Source organism: Pedobacter frigiditerrae (genome assembly GCF_032678705.1).
GTDB lineage: Bacteria > Bacteroidota > Bacteroidia > Sphingobacteriales > Sphingobacteriaceae > Pedobacter > Pedobacter frigiditerrae_A.
Map to the genome: position 1 here is coordinate 226,122 of NZ_JAVTSS010000001.1, position 18,065 is coordinate 244,186.

An 18,065-nucleotide genomic window follows, 5' to 3' on the forward strand; every position below is an offset into this window, starting at 1 on the left:
CTATTTAAGTCTTATCATCATAAAACCTTTTTAATGCTATAAGGTCTCTTTGTTTATGTTGATGATTAATATTGATTTCCCCAATAAAACTGTTTTTGTCCGTATGGGGGATAATGATTGGTTCTTCTTGATCGTAACGCTTAAAAATATCATGGACTAAGATGTTTGGAAAATAATGTTCATATATTAACTTTAGGAATTGCTGATCAACGCCTAATATGTTTAGTTTTTTGAATTTCAGCATTGCTTTTTTCATATTAAAGGAAGAATCAAAATGCCTATCAAACATTCCACCCATAATTAGATCAGAGTGATCTGGATGATCCCTAATTATATGTAGTGTTTGATTCGAATTTAACCATTGATCTACCATTATTTTTTCTCTTTCAGATGCAATGCTATCGATATCTCTAATGAGTACACAAGAAACTGTCTTGTCATCTAAAGCTAAAAATCGCCAAAAAGTATATCTGAAATCAGTCTGCCTACCTGTCATTATGATTAATTCACAATTTTGGTCTTCAAATTTTTTTAATACCTCATTTGGTAAATCATCACTCACATATACCCTAAATATCCATTCAGGAAACCATATTCGGTAGCTTTTAATACATGAATCAATGTTGGAAAAATATTTTTTATCATTGCCAAATAAAGAAAAAGAGATTATTTTTTTATTTAGATGAGGCAATAAAACCGAGTTTTTTACTTTAAATAACGAGAAATTAATTGTTAAAGCGGATATTTCATTGATGGTAGATTTACTAATCTTTTTTATTGAATGATAGATTTTCATTAAATTTTATAATCTATGTCTTGAATTTTTAAATAGCCATATCCAAAATTATCTTCCAAATTATAGTTTTTACCACTCTCACAATCTGCTCCCTTAATATTTAATCGATACCTATCTTCTATTTTATATAAAAATACTTTCCCTGGAATAGTAACAATCATATTTAGGCTGTAAACACCAGAAAATATATTGTCTGGTAGTAAGACATTGAACTTAATTGACATACGCCCCTTTGACATCATTATTTTTTCTCCATGGGTATAGTACAAGCTGCAGAAAAATATTGGGATGTTTTTGACAGGATTCATTATATATAATTCGATGTCAAAAAGCTCATGAACAAAAGATTCTGCTAATAACTCAATTTCAATATGCCTATCATCAATATCAATAAATGCGGCAGACTGTTTGTTAATTAGAATCTCCTTGATTAATAGCTTATTGTTTTTGTTTTTGTCTAAATAAGTTGAAATATCGCTGTCGTTTTCTTTTGCTAAAAGATTGTTATAAGAACTAATTGATTGTTTCATCCCACCTTCGAATAGAACAAAACCATTATCCAATACAATCCCTTGATTACAAAGAGATTCAACACTAGCCATATTATGGCTCACAAAAAGCACTGTTCTACCTTCTCCTTTGCTCACTTCGCCCATTTTACCTAAACACTTCTTTTGAAATTCTGCATCACCAACCGCTAAAACTTCATCTACAATTAAGATTTCAGATTCTAAATGGGCTGCTACTGCAAAAGCCAGACGGACATACATCCCAGAGCTGTATCGTTTAACAGGCGTATCTAAATAACGCTCTATCCCAGCAAAATCTACAATTTCATCTAGTTTACGTTGGATTTCCTTTTTGCGCATTCCTAAAATGGCTCCATTCAAGAAAATGTTTTCTCTACCACTTAATTCTGGATGAAAGCCGGTACCTACTTCTAACAAACTGGCAATTCTACCTTTACCAGAAATTTTACCAGTAGTAGGAGCGGTTACCTTACTTAGTATTTTCAGTAGTGTACTTTTTCCAGCGCCATTTCTACCAATAATACCTACGGCATCACCCTGTTCAATTTCGAAATTGATGTCTTTTAGACTCCAAACTACATCACTAGTGCCTTTGCTGCTACGATCATTGGTTTCTCCAATTCTTAAAAATGGATCTTCCTTCCCTCGTATCCTTGAGTACCAGCGCTCTAAATCACGACTGATAGTTCCAGTGCCTATTTGACCTAGTTGGTAAGCTTTAGAGAGGTTTTCTACTTTGATGGCGATGTTTGACAAGGATTTAGGGGTTAGGGTTTAGAAAGAGGTTAGGGATTAGCATAATTAAAAGGTTAGGGTTGAGAAGGGTTTAGGGGTTAGAAGGGCGTTAGATAGGTATAAAATTTAAGATATTAGTGGCGATAAAGGATTAAATTAATAATTTAGATCTACTTACGTGTCTCTCTAAACCTTCTAAACCCTCCACTCTCAGACCCACTCTCTAACCCTCTACACCCTAACCTCTAACCAATATTTAACCCAATTGTGCTTTTCTTAATCCCGTCAATTTAGTTGTTATAGTTTCTATTTTTAATCTATGTAATAAATATTCTTCTTCTGTTATATAATCCAAATCCATAGCCCCGATTAGATGATTTAAGGTTTCGAGCGAGGTTGTGTAAGCCATGTTTGTATAATGCGCTTTATCTTTTGAGGTCATTTTGCCAGAGCCTTCAGCTAAACAGGCGCCAATACTGCTAACGGATCTTTTAATTTGACTTATTAAGCCAAAAGTTTCTTCTTTTGGAAATTTAATTGTCAAACGATAGATGTCTTTTCTAAAAGACCTTGAAAGTTGCCAAACTTCTAATTTTTCAAATGAGTAGGTATGCATATTCTTTATTTAAGTGTTGAAATAAATAAAGGATGATTGATATGAATATATAAAAAATTCTGTAACTCCTAAAATCTAGCCCTAAATCCTAACCCCTAAACTTCTACTCCCTAACCTCTAACCCCTTCAACCTCTAACCCAATTTAAAAAGCCCTTGGCTTTTTAAACAGTATCAACAAAATTCCTCTCCACCTTATTAAATACCACAATGCCCACTAAAAGCAGAACCAAAGTAATCCCACTTGCGTACCCTAAGCCGCCCCAACTAAATGCTCCTTCGCCCAAAAAGCCGTACCTAAAAGTTTCAATGATAGGGGTCATGGGGTTATATTCAATGATCCAAGCATAAGCTGGGTATTTTTCGAGAGCAGTGGATAGGGGATAAATTACGGTCGTAGCATACATCAAAAGTTGCACGCCAAAAGTCACCAGAAATGCTAAATCTCTATATTTAGTGGTCATGGCAGAGATGATCATTCCTGCACCCAAGCCTAATAAGGCCATTAAAACTACGATAACAGGGAACAAAGCGATTGCCCAAGTGATGTTAAATGGAGCGCCAATTACAAAATGATAATAAGCCATCATCAATAAAAATAAGATCATCTGTACCCCAAAGCGAACCAAATTACTAACCACAATGCTCAGTGGCATAATTAGTCGAGGGAAATAAACCTTTCCAAATATATTGGCGTTATCTTTAAATACGGTTGATGTTTTAGTTAAACAATCGGCGAAATAATTCCAAGCGGTAATGCCCGCCATATAAAATAAAGGTTTTGGTAGACCATCTGTAGATATACCTGCTAAATTCCCAAAGATGAAGGTAAAGATAATGGTAGTAAATAAAGGCTGAATAAAAAACCACAAAGGTCCCAATATGGTCTGTTTATAGAACGAAACAAAATCTCGCCTAACTAATAATAAAAGTAAATCCCGATAGGCCCAAACCTCATTAAGCTTCAGGTCTAATAAGGAAGATTTAGACTCTATAGTCCAACTTTGATTTTCAGCGCTCATTTCTAAAGTTAAATAGCTCCCTCTCTTCAAGGAGAGGGCGGGGGGTGAGGTCAATAGTCCATTCGTGACTTTCAGTGCTCATATTTTTAGATTTGTCATCTTCAGTTTGTTCTGATAGCTATCAGCAGGACGTCTTAATGCTTGTGTAATTTCTGTCATCCGATGATTATCTGCAAATGCTCGGTTTCATCGGATGACTAACACGTGGTCTTATCTTATAGTCGTCCGATGAGATTTGCAGAGAGCTTTATACTCATCGGATGACAAGCCGAATCCGTCACGCTCGTTGGTTAGGATTCAAAAGCCCTATAACTTTCTCCATATACAGCTCATAACTAAAATGCGATAAACATTTTTGTTGCAGCGATAAACTATGTGCCTCACTTTTACCTCGAGTAATCACCTTATCAATTGCGGTAATCAACTCTCCAGTAGATTCTGGATTAATTAATATACCTAACTCACCGTTTAGCAAAGCATCTTTACTGCCGTCTAAATTACCTGCAATTACTGGGCAACCGCAAGCAACAGCCTCAATAAATACAATACCAAAGCCTTCTTTTTTGCTAGGCATAACAAAAACATCTGCCAACAAAAAATGATCTATTAATTCTTTATCAGGAATATAATCTGCTAAACATACATGCTGTTGAAGGTTATTTTTTGCAATAAGTTTTGTTAATCTTATTTTTTCACTTGCATCGGCTTTGCCACCCAAGACATAAACCAAGTTTGGGTATTTTTCTAAAAGCTTTGGCATTGCGGTAATAATCAAGTCGTAACCTTTATAAAGCTCTGAAGACGATAAACGGCTAATGGTCAGTAAGGCTGGTTGATTTTCTTTTAATTGGTATCTATCAGTTAAATACTGAGGCTTCTTAAAAACTGAAGGAACTTCCAAGTAAGGATCCAAACAATTATTCAACACCTGTATCTTACTTTTCTTTATATGGTGTTTTTCTTGTAAAACATTCGAGGTAAATTCACTAACTGCCCAAATTTCTATGTGTTTGTTTAAAAAAAATCTTTTCCAGGGACTAATATTACGCCATACCTCAATGCCATGGGCTAGGATAATGATCCTTGTTTTTTTTTTGACTAATTTGACGAAATAGGCAATGGTTAGTAAATTAATATGACTTAGGATGATGATGTCGCTATTTAATCCATTTGCAATAGCCATTAAACTAAATCTAGCTCTATTGTAGCCGTAACCTCTAAAGTTCCCTTTATTACAATACCTTACATCTACATCTTTATGGAGATCACATAGCGATAACACTTTCATGCTTTCAGTATTTAGCTCCTTGCTTTTAATGCCATCGTGTAATACTTTAGCTAAAATCTTGCTCACTTTTTCTATTCCACCTGTTAAGCTAAAAGTGTGCAAGGTGAGCAACAAGATTTTAGGTTTATTCATCAACCTTCTTAAAAACCTGATAGATGGCCATTGCTTTAGACCAATGCAGATTGCCAGTTTTAAAATTAGAAATGAGCTCTTTAGCCCTTTCGTTTGTGCAAGTAGCCAATTGTTGCTGAAAATAGCTGTTACTGTTTAACCAATCCTGAAAAGGAAAAGTGAAACCCATTTTAGGCCTGTCCCAAATTTTGCGAGGCAACAGGTTAATGAAACTATCTATTAATAAGCCTTTTTTCTTGCTGGTTTTATATTTAACGGCATTAGATAGGGTATTTATTAATTTCACCAGTTCCTTATCTAAAAACGGAACTCTTATTTCAATACCATGTTGCATGCTCATGAAATCAGTATCTTTTAGTAGCTGATTTTGCATGTATAAATTGGTTTCTAACCAACTCGCTTGCTCTTCGGCGCCTAAAGAACTTGGTATATTTGAAACAGGTAAGTTTTTTAAAATCGAATCAACAGTGGAGATAGGTATGGTAAGTAATTTGCTAATCTCATCGGGCGTAAAAAAACCCCTCAAAAACAAGTATTTACCAATTGTATTTTTATAATGAAGGTAATATGTTCTTTTTAAGCTGTTTGCCTTAATCTTTATCCCCATTTTTAAAAGAGAAGTAGGTAAGCTACTTAAAAAATTAACGGTACCCATTCTGCTAAAGGAAGGATAACCACCAAATAATTCGTCGGCACCAACGCCTGATAAAAAAGCTTTTAAACCATTTTGTTTAGCATAATGATTAACAAACCATGAGTTGATTCCGTCTGCGGTGGGCTGGTCCATTGCTGCCAAAGCGGCTGGGAAATGTTTGCCGAAGGTTTTTTCGTCTAATGTATATTCATAATGGTCGCTGTTCACTTCCTTTAGAACCAAGTCTTGGTAACTTTTCTCAGAGAATTGCTCGTCCTTAAAATTAATGGAAAGGGTATGTAAGGCTTGCGAATTTTTCTGTTGTAGCTGATTGGCTAATAATGTAAGTAAACTACTATCTATACCTCCACTTAAAAAAATTCCAATGGGTTCATCGGCAATGAGGTGACGGGCCACCGCATCGGCCAAGGTTTTTTTAATCTCCTTTTCTGCATATTCACGCTCATCAATTACAGTTTCATAATTTTCTTGATGAAAGCTAAAGGTTTCCAAGCTGTTGTTTTGATGATCCCACTTTAGGTAGTGAGCTTTAGGTAGCATGAATACATCTTTTAGCGTGGTATAAGGCTCTGGTATGTGGCCAAATGCTAAAAAGTAGATCTTCCAATTTGGATCTTCGGCTATTGTTAATATTTTAAAAGCTTTAACTTCTGAGGCAAAAATCAATTGTTGGTTAATGGCTGAGTAGTAGAGTGGTTTAATCCCTGATTGATCCCTTACCAAATACGTAAGCTCGGCTTTTTTGTCATAAAGCGCAAAAGCAAACATACCTGATAGCTTTTCGAATACTGCTATACCCCAACAAGCAAAACCAATTAAAATTACTTCTGTATCACTTTGCGTATTAAAATGAAAGCCTAAATCTTGTAATTCCTTTTTAAGGATGAGGTAATTATAAATTTCACCATTAAAAGTAATAACGTATTCGTCATTATAAAGCATAGGCTGATGGCCGGTAGCAGAAAGATCTATCAATGCCAATCGGCGATGCCCAAAAGCAAGGTTGTTTTTTTTACTCTCATAAACACCCTCGCCATCTGGCCCGCCATGTGCCATTACAGCGCACATCTTTTGCACCTTCTTGCTAATAAGTGTTAACTCTTGTTTGATATCTATAATGCCTGCTATTCTACACATTTAGTTTTTCCTGAGGATATTCTCCAACGCTATTATAGAAGAAGTCATTGCTGATATACGATTTTTAAATCTTCTTAGATTTTTGTGGAAAGGTATATCAAGGATTTAATGAATGAGTTTACAAATTAGATACCTGCCTGTCCGGCAGGCAGGCTTCGCTGCGCTCTGGATGACAAACTAAACAAAATCCTTAACACTAACCCCTAAACCTCTCAACCCTAATCATCAAATACAACCCTTTCTTTATCACGCTTGGTTGTCTAACATCTAACTGCTTAAATACAGCTTCGCCCGCTCAGTCACATTATGTTTTTTGTAACTGCTTAGTTTTTTGACGGTTACTTCATCGGCTCAATGAAAGCCATAGAAGTATTAATGAGAATAGAATAGCCGATGTTTTCTAATCGTAAAACTATACTCTTTTTGTTCTTTAAAGATACTAATTCTGCGATAATTCCCTTAAAAGGGCCAGCTTTAATTAAAACTTTTTCTCCAAGAGAAATATTATAGTCAATCAGTTCAAGGTCAGTGTCGTTAGCGAGCAGTAACTGTAAATCTTCCAGTTGTTTATTAGGAATTGAAGCAATTTTACCAGAGAAATAGATAAAACGAGTAACGCCATAAGTCATTAATACTTCGTTGTACTCTTTGGAAGAGATATAGATAAATAGATAAGATTTTAACAATGGCTCTTCAATAATCTTCTTCCGATCACTCCATTGTTTTAAAACTTTCTTTAAAGGCAAATAAGTAGTGATGTTCTTTTTGGCTAAAGCTTCAGCTGTCTTTTTCTCCGCCCTTGATCTAGTGTAGATAGGGTACCACTTGTATGTATTATCGATCATTAGTGAGGGTTGGAGTTTTATTTTGTTTGGAGTTGAAATTAGCTAAAAATAATAAATATCGTACATAAATAAGTATTTCATCAACAGAATAGTCGTCATCTCGAGTAGCCGTCATCTCGGCTTGGCCGTCATCTCGACGATAGAGCCAGTACCGATTCATCGGTAAGAGATCCATGAGTTAACTATCAGATATCTCCCCGATATAAATCCGATAGCTATCGGATCGGGACAAGCTCTCGCTGCCTGCCTGCCGGACAGGCAGGCGCTGCGTTCGATAAGACGCACAAGTAAGTGCTGCGTTCGATATGACGCACAAGGCGGCCGTCATCTCAGAGTTGTCGTCATCTCAAGTCGGCCGTCATCTCGACGATAGGAGAGATCTATGAGTTTAATATTATCAGATATCTCCTCGCTGCGCTGCGTTCGATATGACGCTCAAGTAGATTACGCTTTGGATGATAATGAAAGTAAACTATTAACAACTTACCCCTCTAACCATCTCAACCCTAACCTCTAACCCAATACACTACTTCTTCTTCCAAAACTCCCACCACTTCTTTGGATCATTATCATAGTACCCAGCGCCAGAATAGCCAGAATAATCTGAATAATAATAGGTACTGTTACCACCACCTCTTGAGTAATCGGTTGTATAATAATTAGAGTGAAGTGCATCATCGCCGAATGCATTTAATACAATTGCAAGGTTACTGAGTCCATATTCCCTAGATAACCGCTCTGGAATTGCTGCGGCCCTAAATTGAGATTTACCAGACCTGATTACAAATAAGTTCACATCAGACTGACGGATCAATGGGATAGCGTCAGAAACCAAACCTACCGGAGCAGTATCCACCAACACATAGTCATATTGTGGTGCCAAGATCTCTAATAATTTTTTCATCGACTCAGTATGCAATAATTCTGAAGGATTTGGAGGAACCGGACCCGATGGAATAAAATCTAAGCCATGCATTTCGTCATGAGAGATGATATCTTCTAAAGTAGATTGTCCTGACAAGTAATTGCTCAAACCTTTTTTATTATCGTTACCAAAAGCCCTATGTAATTTTGATTTACGCAAATCGGCCGCTATTAAAATAACTTTTTTGTCGATGAGCGCCAAAGTACTGGCTAAATTAACCGTTACGAAAGATTTCCCTTCTCCAGATACTTCTGAGGTTATACAAATGGTCTTGCTTTTTTTGTTGGCGGCCAAAAAGCTCAAGTTAGTCCGCACAGAACGCACCGATTCTGCAAATACAGATTTTGGTTTCGTTAAAGAAAGTGCTTGTCTGCTATCTTTATCGATAAAATCTGGGAACTTCCTGATCACGCCAATAATAGGGGTATTAGTTAATGATTCTACAGTTTCCTTGTCGTAAATGTATGGGTTAAGGAAACGAACCAATAAGATCAAGCCAATGCCTACTGAAAGCCCCATCATGGCCGCAAAAGAATAAACACTATTAGGGTTTGAAGTAATTGGACTAGCATAAGAGGCTAGGTTAACAATAGCTGCACCTGGAACAATGGCAGCCTCATTTAATTCAGATTCTAATTTTCTTTCAGATAAATAGGTCAACACCTTATTGCTCACCTCAAAATTACTTTGGTAACGCACAAAGTCCTTTTCCTTTCCTGGTAAGGTACTCTGATTTTGATTAATCAACGCAATTTGGCTATCAATAAATTTGATGTTTTTTTGGTTTCTCTCCTTTAAAGAACTGATATTGGTTCTAATAGAGTTCTTTAAACCAGAAATTTGTTGATCTATATCTTGTATGGGTTGCGAATTTGCTTTAAAATCAATCAGCTTCTTTTGGCGTTCGGCAATTAACGTATTAAGTTGTCCGATGAGTGCATTTAAAGTGCCGCTCATCTCTCCCTCTAAATTAAGGTTGATGGTTATTTTATCACGATTGGCGTTCAGTTGTTCCTCTAATTGTTTAATGCCAATCATTGCTAAGTTTAATTCCGTTTTTTGAGTTTCAAACGTACTTAATTTGCCAAAATTCGTCTGACTGCTAGCGCTTAAATCAACAATCTTATTCCTAACCTTATAATCAGCAAAATTTGCACCAGCTGTATCCGCTTTTTTATTAGAAAATCCTAACTGTTGATCAATAAATGCCACAGTTTGTCGAGCAGAGCGCCTTTTTTCTGTAATATCATGGGCGATGTACGATTTCATCACCGCATTTAACATATCCGTAGCAAAGCCAGGGTTATTGTCGGTAAAAGTTAAGGACATCACATTGGTGTATTTCGCTGCTTCATTGGTGCTTACATTGGCACGGCCTAAGAAATCTTCCTTACTATTAAACTTAAAGCTGAAGTTTCCAGCGTCTGGAATCGTTGTGTTGATTTTGAAAATCATCTCTCCCAAATGAATCTCACTACCGTAATTGTAAGTGGTTTTAGTACCTTTTTCGCTATTGGCTATTGTGAATTTTGTAGCGTTGATCGGTTCAACAAAATATTCATTTCGGGCAAAATTGATAGAATCTTGTTTGAGGATTTCAATTTCAAATGGCTTATTTGGATACAATTCACTTTTCCTAATGGTGCCTTGTAAGTAGTAGGAAATTTTATAATCTAAACTCTCTATTGCTTTCAGAATAACACTATTACTCCTGATCACAAAACCTTCCGCTTGTATTTTGTCGGTATAATTGTATACTTGTGAAGAAGCTGCCGCAGCAGTGTTAACCGTAGGGTTACTCTCTTGTAACTTTAGCTGACCAAAACTTTGATAGGTGGGCACGGTATAAGCCAAGTTAATTTTAGCAATGATCAATGCGATAAGCACACAGCCAACTATCCAGTACCAGCGACTAAAAAAAACCTTAAATATCTTGTAAAAATCTATATCCTGTCTAATAGATTTTGGGCTGGGCATATTTTCTGGAGCGCTCATTACTTAGAAATGGTAAAGATTAACAAGGCAACATTTAGTAAAACAAGAACGGGCTGTATCATATTGTTAATGCCTTGCAGTTTTTCACTCAATGCACTGCTTTTGGTTGGTTGTAACAAAATAAGATCGTTGTTTTGCAAAATCAATTTTTTACTAGATAAACTATTGATGTCGTTTAAATTTACATATATAATTTCAGGATTACTGCGATCGCCCCTAATGATTTTTAAGGTCTTAGGATCTGCTGTTTTAGTATTAATTCCTCCAGCTTCTCCTAAAATATCTATTAAGGTGGTATTGTCTCTTTCTAAGAGAAAATTGCCTTGTTTGTTAAATTCGCCCAATAAAGTTACTTTAACATTAACCACGGTAACTTCGATAATCGGATCAACCAACAATTTTTCGCCATAGAGTAGTTGCAACTTGTTAGCAATTTCTTTTCTCGTTAAAGCAAGTACAGCCACTTTGCCAATAGCTGGCAAATTTACGTTCCCTTCTGCATCTACTTGATAAGAAGTAACATTTGTACCAACTGTTGCTGTTGTAGCTGATGCAGTTGAGCTTTTAGCACCAAACTCTCGGTCTTGTAAATTACGGACCGCTAATAAGTCATTTACCTTGATCTTATAATACATCTCTCCAGGACCTTGGTCATTTACTACATACACCTGTTTAATGGTGTCTGTTACTACATCGGTAGCTGCATTAAAGAGTGTACGCTCTTTGCGAGCCCCACAAGCAGAAAGCAATAAGATAAATAGACCGGCAAAAAAATAATTTAAGATAGAGTTTCTGTGCATAATTAAAGCAAAGCTGTGAAGGTGTGCTAATCTTGTATCAAAAATACAGTTTAAAAATGCTTAAAAAAAGTTAAACATTATAATCATTTATTTGTCCTTATAATAGCAAGCATCTTAATTAACGTTCTACCAACGAATTAAAATACAAACAACCGCTCTCTTTAATTAGATTAGGTATGTTACGTATTAATTTAATTTTATCTTCTTTTATTTCAATCGAAAGAAGAATTGGGTATTTGAACAATGGAAGAGTTTGTTTATCATTAATCATTTCTATTTTATTGTTGCCAATACTTAGTTATGCTCAACAAAATGGTTGTCAGCAAGGGAATCAAGTCTTTCAACTTAATATAGTAACTTGGTTTACCCCCATCCAAAGTAACTGCCCACAAGGATCTACCACGAGCACACAATATGCTCAAGTTATTTCCAGCACAAATACAATCTGCTATATTGGTGCTTTCGGCGCAGGTGGAACAGGTAGAATTGTTAGCTATAGAATTGCGCTTTGCCCAATCGATGATTACATTCCGTTTTTAATTCTTGCTGCAGGTGGCTTCGGATTTTTCTATCTGCGGAAAAAGAATAAGTTATTTCCTTTGAACCGATGAATGTAGGCTACGCGATTATTGCGTTACATCTTACCTAAGGGTTTATTTTAAAAAAGTACTATAAATGACGTTAAATTTAACGGAATTTGTCATCCAGAACGCAGTGAAGGATCTCTCAAATGAGATTCCTCGTTCCTCGGAATGACAAAGCTTTTTATTAAATTGTTTTATAATATACTAACTAAAAGCATCAATGGTAGCTTCTCGAAGTAAACTCGGTAGAAATCACATTGTAATGCTATAGAACGACCCAGTCAACTAGATCTTGCCCTAACCCTAACCATCTAAACCCTAACCGTCTCACAGCTCAGCAAAACTACAAAAACTACCTAGATTTACTACGCAGAATCTAGCTCGAAGATATCTCCTCGCGAAAAGCTCGTTCGATAGGACGGGGGAGGGAAGTGTTGCTGCAATAGCTCAATAAGTCAACGCTGAACACCTTTGCAAATCAAAGACTAAAACAACCTAACCTCTAACCCTCTCAACCCTAACCGTCTCATCAACTCCACACCTCACCCCCTCACTAACTCCACAAAAACTATCTAATTTACTACGCAGAATCTAGCTCGAAGATATCTCCTCGCGAAAAGCTCGTTCGATAGGACGGGGGAGGGAAGAGTTGCTGCAACAGCTCAATAAGTCAACGCTAAACACCTTTGCAAATAAAGACTAAAACAACCTAACCTCTAACCCTCTCAACCCTAATCGCCTCACAGCTCACCACCTCCACAACTCACCATATATTCCCTTATTTAGTCATTCGATTAACCTTGCCCCAAAGGGGCTACTTTCTAGCAGGGTGCTTTATGCTCATCGGATGACAGGAGAGGTATTATTGTCATCCGATGAATATAGCCTACCTAACATTTTCATCGGACGACTATTAAGCGATCAATAAAATCTCCTAAGCTCTAACCCTCTCAACCCTAACCGCCTCATCAACTCACCAAAACCACAAAAACTATCTAATTTACTACGCAGAATCTAGCTCGAAGATATCTCCTCGCGAAAAGCTCGTTCGATAGGACGGGGGAGGGAAGTGTGCTGCAAAAGCTCAATAAGTCAACGCTAACCACTTTTGCAACTCAACGACTAAAACACCTAACCTCTAACCCTCTCAACCCTAACCATCTTCACAACTCACCAAAACCACAAAAACTATCTAGATTTACTACGCAGAATCTAGCTCGAAGATATCTCCTCGCGAAAAGCTCGTTCGATAGGACGGGGTAGGGAAGTGTTGCTGCAACAGCTCAATAAGTCAACGCTAACCACATTTGAAACTCAAAGACTAAAACAAACTACCCCCTAACCCTCTCAACTCTAACCGTCTCACAGCTCACCACCTCCACAACTCACCCACATATTCCCCTCATTTAGTCGTCCGATGAGACTTGCAGGGTGCTTTATACTCATCGGATGACAGGAGTGGTTTTATTGTCATCCGATGAATGGCCTACCTAACATTTTCATCGGACGACTATTAAGCGATCAATAAATCTCCTAAGCTCTAACCCCTCTCAACCTAACCCCCTCATCAACTTCACAACTCACCTTACCAGCTCCACAAAAATTATCTAGATTTGATACGCTGACTCTAACTCGAAGATATCTCCTCGCGAAAAGCTCGTTCGATAGGACAGGGGAGGGAAGTGTTGCTGCAACAGCTAAATAAGTCAACGCTAACCACTTTTGCAACTCAACGACTAAAACACCTAACCTCTAACCCTCTCAACCCTAACCATCTTCACAACTCACCAACTCACCGCCTCTACAACTCAACAACTAACCCCCAAGCCGCCTCCCCAACTCAACCCTCTCCAATAATAAGCCATTTGTCATTTTTTATTACAAAAAAAGATCAAGCCCTACAGTGTTTTAACACAATATTGTATATTAGAGCTTTTTAGAATATGGCATTAATCTTGCCAACAAGCTCGTATTACTCCCCAATATGAAAAAAGGATTATTGCTTTTGTGTTGTTTGTTCTTTTCAGTAAATTTAATAGCGCAAACAGAAGGTTGCCTTGTAGGTAGTCCTACAACCGGAACGTTATATTATGGTACTTACAGTGGTACAAATAATAGGAGATATACGAATCCAGATGCGATGATTATAGCTTGCCCGAGCGAAGATGGGTCCATTAATCATGCCACCAATTTATCTAATACAGGGGATAGATGTAGGATAGGTACTGGTGGTGGTTTCCCTTATGAAGTATATAGCTTTACAACTGTTCCTTGCCCCTTAGATGATTACATTCCTTTATTAATCCTTTCAATTTCTGGATTAGGCCTGTTCTATTTACGGGGCAAAAATAAATTTAATCTAATTTAATTGCTCAGCTTTTAACCTAGCCTAATTAGCCTACTTAACAAGCGTCCATCAACCACCTTTTTTCTCATACTACACCATAACAAATTCAACAATAATCAATCCATATAAAGTTTGGGGAATATTGGGGAATATAATAGGAGAAGCGTGAATATTATTCCTCAATATTGCTCACTGCTATTTCTTTAGTAAAAAAAGCTTGTTCATTTTGTTCAATTGTTTAATGTCTTTTTATTTCTTCTACGGCAAATAAAAGATGTTTAAACTTCTAATGATATTTCTATGACAGATGCCTTAGCTAAATGGTGTTAAAATTGAGTTAAGTGAAGTATTAATCCCTATGAAATTTAAATTTTTAGTTTTTTTAGCTTTCATCTCTAGTTCTCTATTTGCACAAACTTCTGGAAGTGGGTGTAATATTGGTAGTGCAATTTATACTGATTATTTAGGTATGGCGCCTTATTACGGGGACGTAAACAATATGGTAAGAGTATATAAAACGAATGGCGCTTCTATTGATTTAAATACTAATAACTCAAATAGGTATCAATGCGGAAAGGTCAATGTATATCCTGCAGGTTCCTATTACGATAGTAGCATCCCTCCGTATGGAGCGAACGTAACTATTCCTGCTCAAAATGAAATTACATCACAAGGAGCTGATAATAGTTGTGTTTTAGGACCGTCATTAGCTGCCGCTGGAAATGGTAATGTTAACGGAAATGGTAAATACGCTACCTTCAACTATAATAATCCCACATATTGCAACGTACCTCTAGATGATTATACTCCTATTTTAAGTCTAGTGGTTAGCTTATTCGGATTTTATTATATAAGTTTAAGAAAACCTAGCCTTTTAAGTAAAGCTTAGCTTTAAATCCTTTTCTCCATCGACCGATGTTTTAATGCAGAAACGTAATTTTTCGACAGATTTAACTAAGCAATTCCATTATCTCAGTCATCCATTGGGATTAGTGGTGCTTATCTCATTTCGCCTATCGGATGGTGTGCCACCCGCCTAAAATTAGTTTTCAATGATTGACTGATCGTTGCATCTTTCGTTCTATGAGAATTTCAGGTCGATTTATTACTAATCGGATGATGTAAGTTATCTTAATATTGGCCTCGATATCAAAACCACACCATTCTTTTTTACGTAAGCTATTTGCAAAAAGCAATTAGCGCTAATGAGAAAAAAATTATACCCTATAATTCTATTATTATTAAACTTTTCAATAGTTAAAGCAGAAACTGGCTGTTTGGTTAATAACGATACGCAACTCTACCCAAATGATTTAGGGATAAAAAACCCGTATAATCAAGGCAACCCTCAAACTCGCGGCTATAATGGAGTTCCAATTACTTACGTAAATAACAATGGAAACAGTCAGCCTTGTGGTGTTATCGCAAAGTCTGACTTAGTGAAAACTTCAACTGCTTGTTATTTATACAGTGCCGATGGCAATACCTTCTTGGGCAATGGCTCGTATGCTTACACCACTAGCGGTTACAAACCCTGTTTAACACCCTTAGATGATTATATTCCTGTGCTAATTCTCGCAATGACATGTCTGGCCTTTTATCAAATCAATAAAAGAAAAACAAATATTCTTCCATCAAATAATCTATAACTCTTAGTATCTTAAATCCTAACAGCCATAAACCTAAACAAGGGTTATTTTACAAACTAAGCGCCTCGCCAACTAACCATTCTAAACCCTAAACCATAAACCAGCTAACCCACTAACCGTCAGTCCAAGCATACTTGAACAAAAAGAACGACCATTCTTGTAACAGTTGATAGTAACTTCATACAAATCCCCATTTGTATGAAGCTCTCAAAATTCATATTTGGCTACTATAGATTCTTTCATCTTACATTTTTTGTTAAAATTGAAGGATTAGACAGCAAATTTGTAAAATGCCTAAAGCTTGGGCTAATGATGTATTTTTCTTTGCTTACAACATCAACATTTTCGCAGGGGTCTGCAACGGGGTGCCTGTTGCCAGATAATAGGGTCTATACACCTACAGGTCTGCTTGGCGGATATTCTTCAAATGTGTCTACTGGGCTTTCGTCTAACTATTGTAGTTGGACTCCTACTAGTGGTTCGCCATGTCAAGTATGTATTGGTTTTTTAAGTGGACTTACCGGTCTTTGCCTAAGTGGTAATTATATGACGGGGGGAATTTCTGGAACTTTTACTATGGTCGCTTGCCCATTAGACGATTACCTACCCATATTAACGCTAATAGCTGCTGGTACTGGAGCTTATTACATTGCCAGAAAGAAAATATATGTTAAAACCTAATTGTTTGTGGTTTTTCGTCCATCGTCTGTCTTTCAATCTAACCCCTCAACTCTAACCTCTAAACCTTTCCGCAACCTACCGTTTTTCGTTTTTCTTCTTTCGTTCATCGTTTCGAATTACACTTCAACCTAACCTCTAAACCCTAACCCTCTTCACAACTCTAAACGTCCATCGTCCTTCGTCTGTCGTCTTTCAATCTAACCCCTAAACCCTAAACCTCTCCACACTAATCGTCTTTCGTCTGCCGTTTAGCGAACAACTCACCAACTCCACAACTTCACAACTCACCGCTTATCCTATCTCCCAATCCAACCCAGTATCTTCCTCTTCATCTATAGATTTTACCTCAGCAGGAGTGGTATTAAATGGAATAATTACACCATCTTTTAAATGATAGGCATTGATAATTTGACAAGCATATTTTTTCCTGTCGTAGCTTCTGGAAGAGCCATTCGAGTAATGGGCGCCAAGGGCAATGAGCAAAACCCTTTCTCCCGTTTGATTAGTTTGAAGATCAGTGATATTTCCGCCAGCAAAGACTTCATCTAAAGGTAATCGTAATTCATTAACCCTAAATATTTCATAGTCATCTCCATTTAAGTCAAAGCCAAAAACCATTAAGTTTAAACAAACATTTGGGAATTTCTTGTTTTTAGCAAATAGAGAATCCATTTCTCCTTCGGTTAATATTAAGCTTAATTTGCCGTTTGGCTTTATCGTAACCATAGGAGGGGAGTAATAAAGTCTGTCTAAACAAGTATGTCTATTAAACTCAAAACCCTTTAGTAAGGATATATTCCCGTCAACAAGTTTTTTGCTGCCTCTGTTTTCAATTGGAATTGTTTTGAATACATCAATCAATTTTATGTTTAATCGATTAACAATGTCGTCATCAGCATATTTTTCAACTAATGGAGCAAATGCTTTACGAATGTACCTTGCGTTTTTGCTGGCTTCACCAAAGTCTTTTCCACTTTGTATGCTGCCTTCAGAGCGTTTGTATAAAGTTCCGTCTTTTTTAACTCTCCGAACTACCGTTTTGTTTTTTCTTTGATAAAAAATCAGATCTACTAATTTCCCACTTAACTGAATAATCCCTTTTTGTATGGCCATAATTTATTATATTAGCGTAATCAAGGGATTGATTACTTAAAAGTAATAAAAGTTACCGAAAATCCCAAAATCAAAAAATCAACTCCACATCAAGTCCACCTCAAGTCCACGTCAAGTCCACCTTTTGTGCACCTTTGCTTTTAGGTTCCTACCTTAATCATTCGTGCCTTGCTCTACATTCACTCGTCCATTCTGCTTATAAATAGCAAAAAACAGA

15 protein-coding genes are annotated in these 18,065 nt (G+C 36.7%); 5 read left to right on the forward strand and 10 right to left on the reverse strand.

Annotation, left to right across the window (positions count from 1 at the left end; all coding sequences use genetic code 11):
• Positions 1 to 4: 4 nt before the first annotated feature.
• From R2Q59_RS00975 to R2Q59_RS01015, 9 genes are all read right to left on the reverse strand, one after another.
• Positions 5 to 796, reverse strand: a complete 792-nt coding sequence (locus R2Q59_RS00975; RefSeq protein ID WP_316782832.1) for a hypothetical protein — start codon at positions 794 to 796, stop codon at positions 5 to 7.
• Positions 796 to 2,082, reverse strand: coding sequence for an ABC transporter ATP-binding protein (locus tag R2Q59_RS00980; protein ID WP_316782835.1), 1,287 nt, complete (start codon positions 2,080 to 2,082; stop codon positions 796 to 798). Before R2Q59_RS00980 ends, R2Q59_RS00975 begins: the two co-directional genes overlap by 1 nt.
• Before the next feature lie 235 nt (positions 2,083 to 2,317).
• Complete coding sequence (locus R2Q59_RS00985; protein WP_316782838.1) at positions 2,318 to 2,677, reverse strand: four helix bundle protein; 360 nt, start codon at positions 2,675 to 2,677, stop codon at positions 2,318 to 2,320.
• 162 nt (positions 2,678 to 2,839) lie between these two features.
• Complete coding sequence (locus R2Q59_RS00990) at positions 2,840 to 3,697, reverse strand: ABC transporter permease (protein WP_316782841.1); 858 nt, start codon at positions 3,695 to 3,697, stop codon at positions 2,840 to 2,842.
• A 277-nt stretch (positions 3,698 to 3,974) separates the two neighbouring features.
• On the reverse strand, positions 3,975 to 4,880 hold the full coding sequence (locus R2Q59_RS00995) for a glycosyltransferase family 4 protein (RefSeq protein WP_316782845.1): 906 nt from the start codon (positions 4,878 to 4,880) through the stop codon (positions 3,975 to 3,977).
• Positions 4,881 to 5,109: 229 nt separating this feature from the next.
• Positions 5,110 to 6,909, reverse strand: coding sequence for an asparagine synthase (glutamine-hydrolyzing) (asnB, locus tag R2Q59_RS01000; protein ID WP_316782848.1), 1,800 nt, complete (start codon positions 6,907 to 6,909; stop codon positions 5,110 to 5,112).
• 338 nt (positions 6,910 to 7,247) lie between these two features.
• Entirely contained in the window at positions 7,248 to 7,754 is a 507-nt protein-coding gene (locus R2Q59_RS01005) for a UpxY family transcription antiterminator (RefSeq protein WP_316782853.1), read from the reverse strand.
• Between the two features lie 526 nt (positions 7,755 to 8,280).
• Positions 8,281 to 10,674, reverse strand: a complete 2,394-nt coding sequence (locus R2Q59_RS01010; protein WP_316782856.1) for a polysaccharide biosynthesis tyrosine autokinase — start codon at positions 10,672 to 10,674, stop codon at positions 8,281 to 8,283.
• Positions 10,674 to 11,474, reverse strand: coding sequence for a polysaccharide biosynthesis/export family protein (locus R2Q59_RS01015; RefSeq protein WP_316782860.1), 801 nt, complete (start codon positions 11,472 to 11,474; stop codon positions 10,674 to 10,676). The genes R2Q59_RS01010 and R2Q59_RS01015 overlap by 1 nt, the downstream gene beginning before the upstream one ends.
• A 176-nt stretch (positions 11,475 to 11,650) precedes the next feature.
• Here R2Q59_RS01015 and R2Q59_RS01020 point away from each other — a divergent pair, with 176 nt between their 5' ends.
• The 5 genes from R2Q59_RS01020 (at position 11,651) to R2Q59_RS01040 (ending at position 16,735) form a co-directional block, all read left to right on the forward strand.
• Positions 11,651 to 12,085, forward strand: a complete 435-nt coding sequence (locus R2Q59_RS01020) for a hypothetical protein (protein ID WP_316782863.1) — start codon at positions 11,651 to 11,653, stop codon at positions 12,083 to 12,085.
• 1,957 nt (positions 12,086 to 14,042) lie between these two features.
• The gene (locus tag R2Q59_RS01025; protein ID WP_316782866.1) at positions 14,043 to 14,426 is read left to right on the forward strand and encodes a hypothetical protein; all 384 of its coding nucleotides are present in this window, start codon (positions 14,043 to 14,045) and stop codon (positions 14,424 to 14,426) included.
• Positions 14,427 to 14,763: 337 nt separating this feature from the next.
• The gene (locus tag R2Q59_RS01030; protein ID WP_316782868.1) at positions 14,764 to 15,294 is read left to right on the forward strand and encodes a hypothetical protein; all 531 of its coding nucleotides are present in this window, start codon (positions 14,764 to 14,766) and stop codon (positions 15,292 to 15,294) included.
• A gap of 316 nt (positions 15,295 to 15,610) precedes the next feature.
• Positions 15,611 to 16,054 carry a hypothetical protein gene (locus R2Q59_RS01035; RefSeq protein ID WP_316782871.1) on the forward strand — a complete coding sequence of 148 codons (444 nt, stop codon included), beginning with the start codon at positions 15,611 to 15,613 and terminating at the stop codon, positions 16,052 to 16,054.
• Positions 16,055 to 16,363: 309 nt separating this feature from the next.
• Positions 16,364 to 16,735: a hypothetical protein gene (locus R2Q59_RS01040; RefSeq protein ID WP_316782875.1), complete on the forward strand. Its 372-nt coding sequence runs from the start codon at positions 16,364 to 16,366 to the stop codon at positions 16,733 to 16,735.
• Between the two features lie 291 nt (positions 16,736 to 17,026).
• Here the strand turns inward: R2Q59_RS01040 and R2Q59_RS01045 are convergent, their stop codons facing one another.
• Positions 17,027 to 17,848: a hypothetical protein gene (locus tag R2Q59_RS01045; RefSeq protein WP_316782878.1), complete on the reverse strand. Its 822-nt coding sequence runs from the start codon at positions 17,846 to 17,848 to the stop codon at positions 17,027 to 17,029.
• Positions 17,849 to 18,065: the final 217 nt, after the last annotated feature.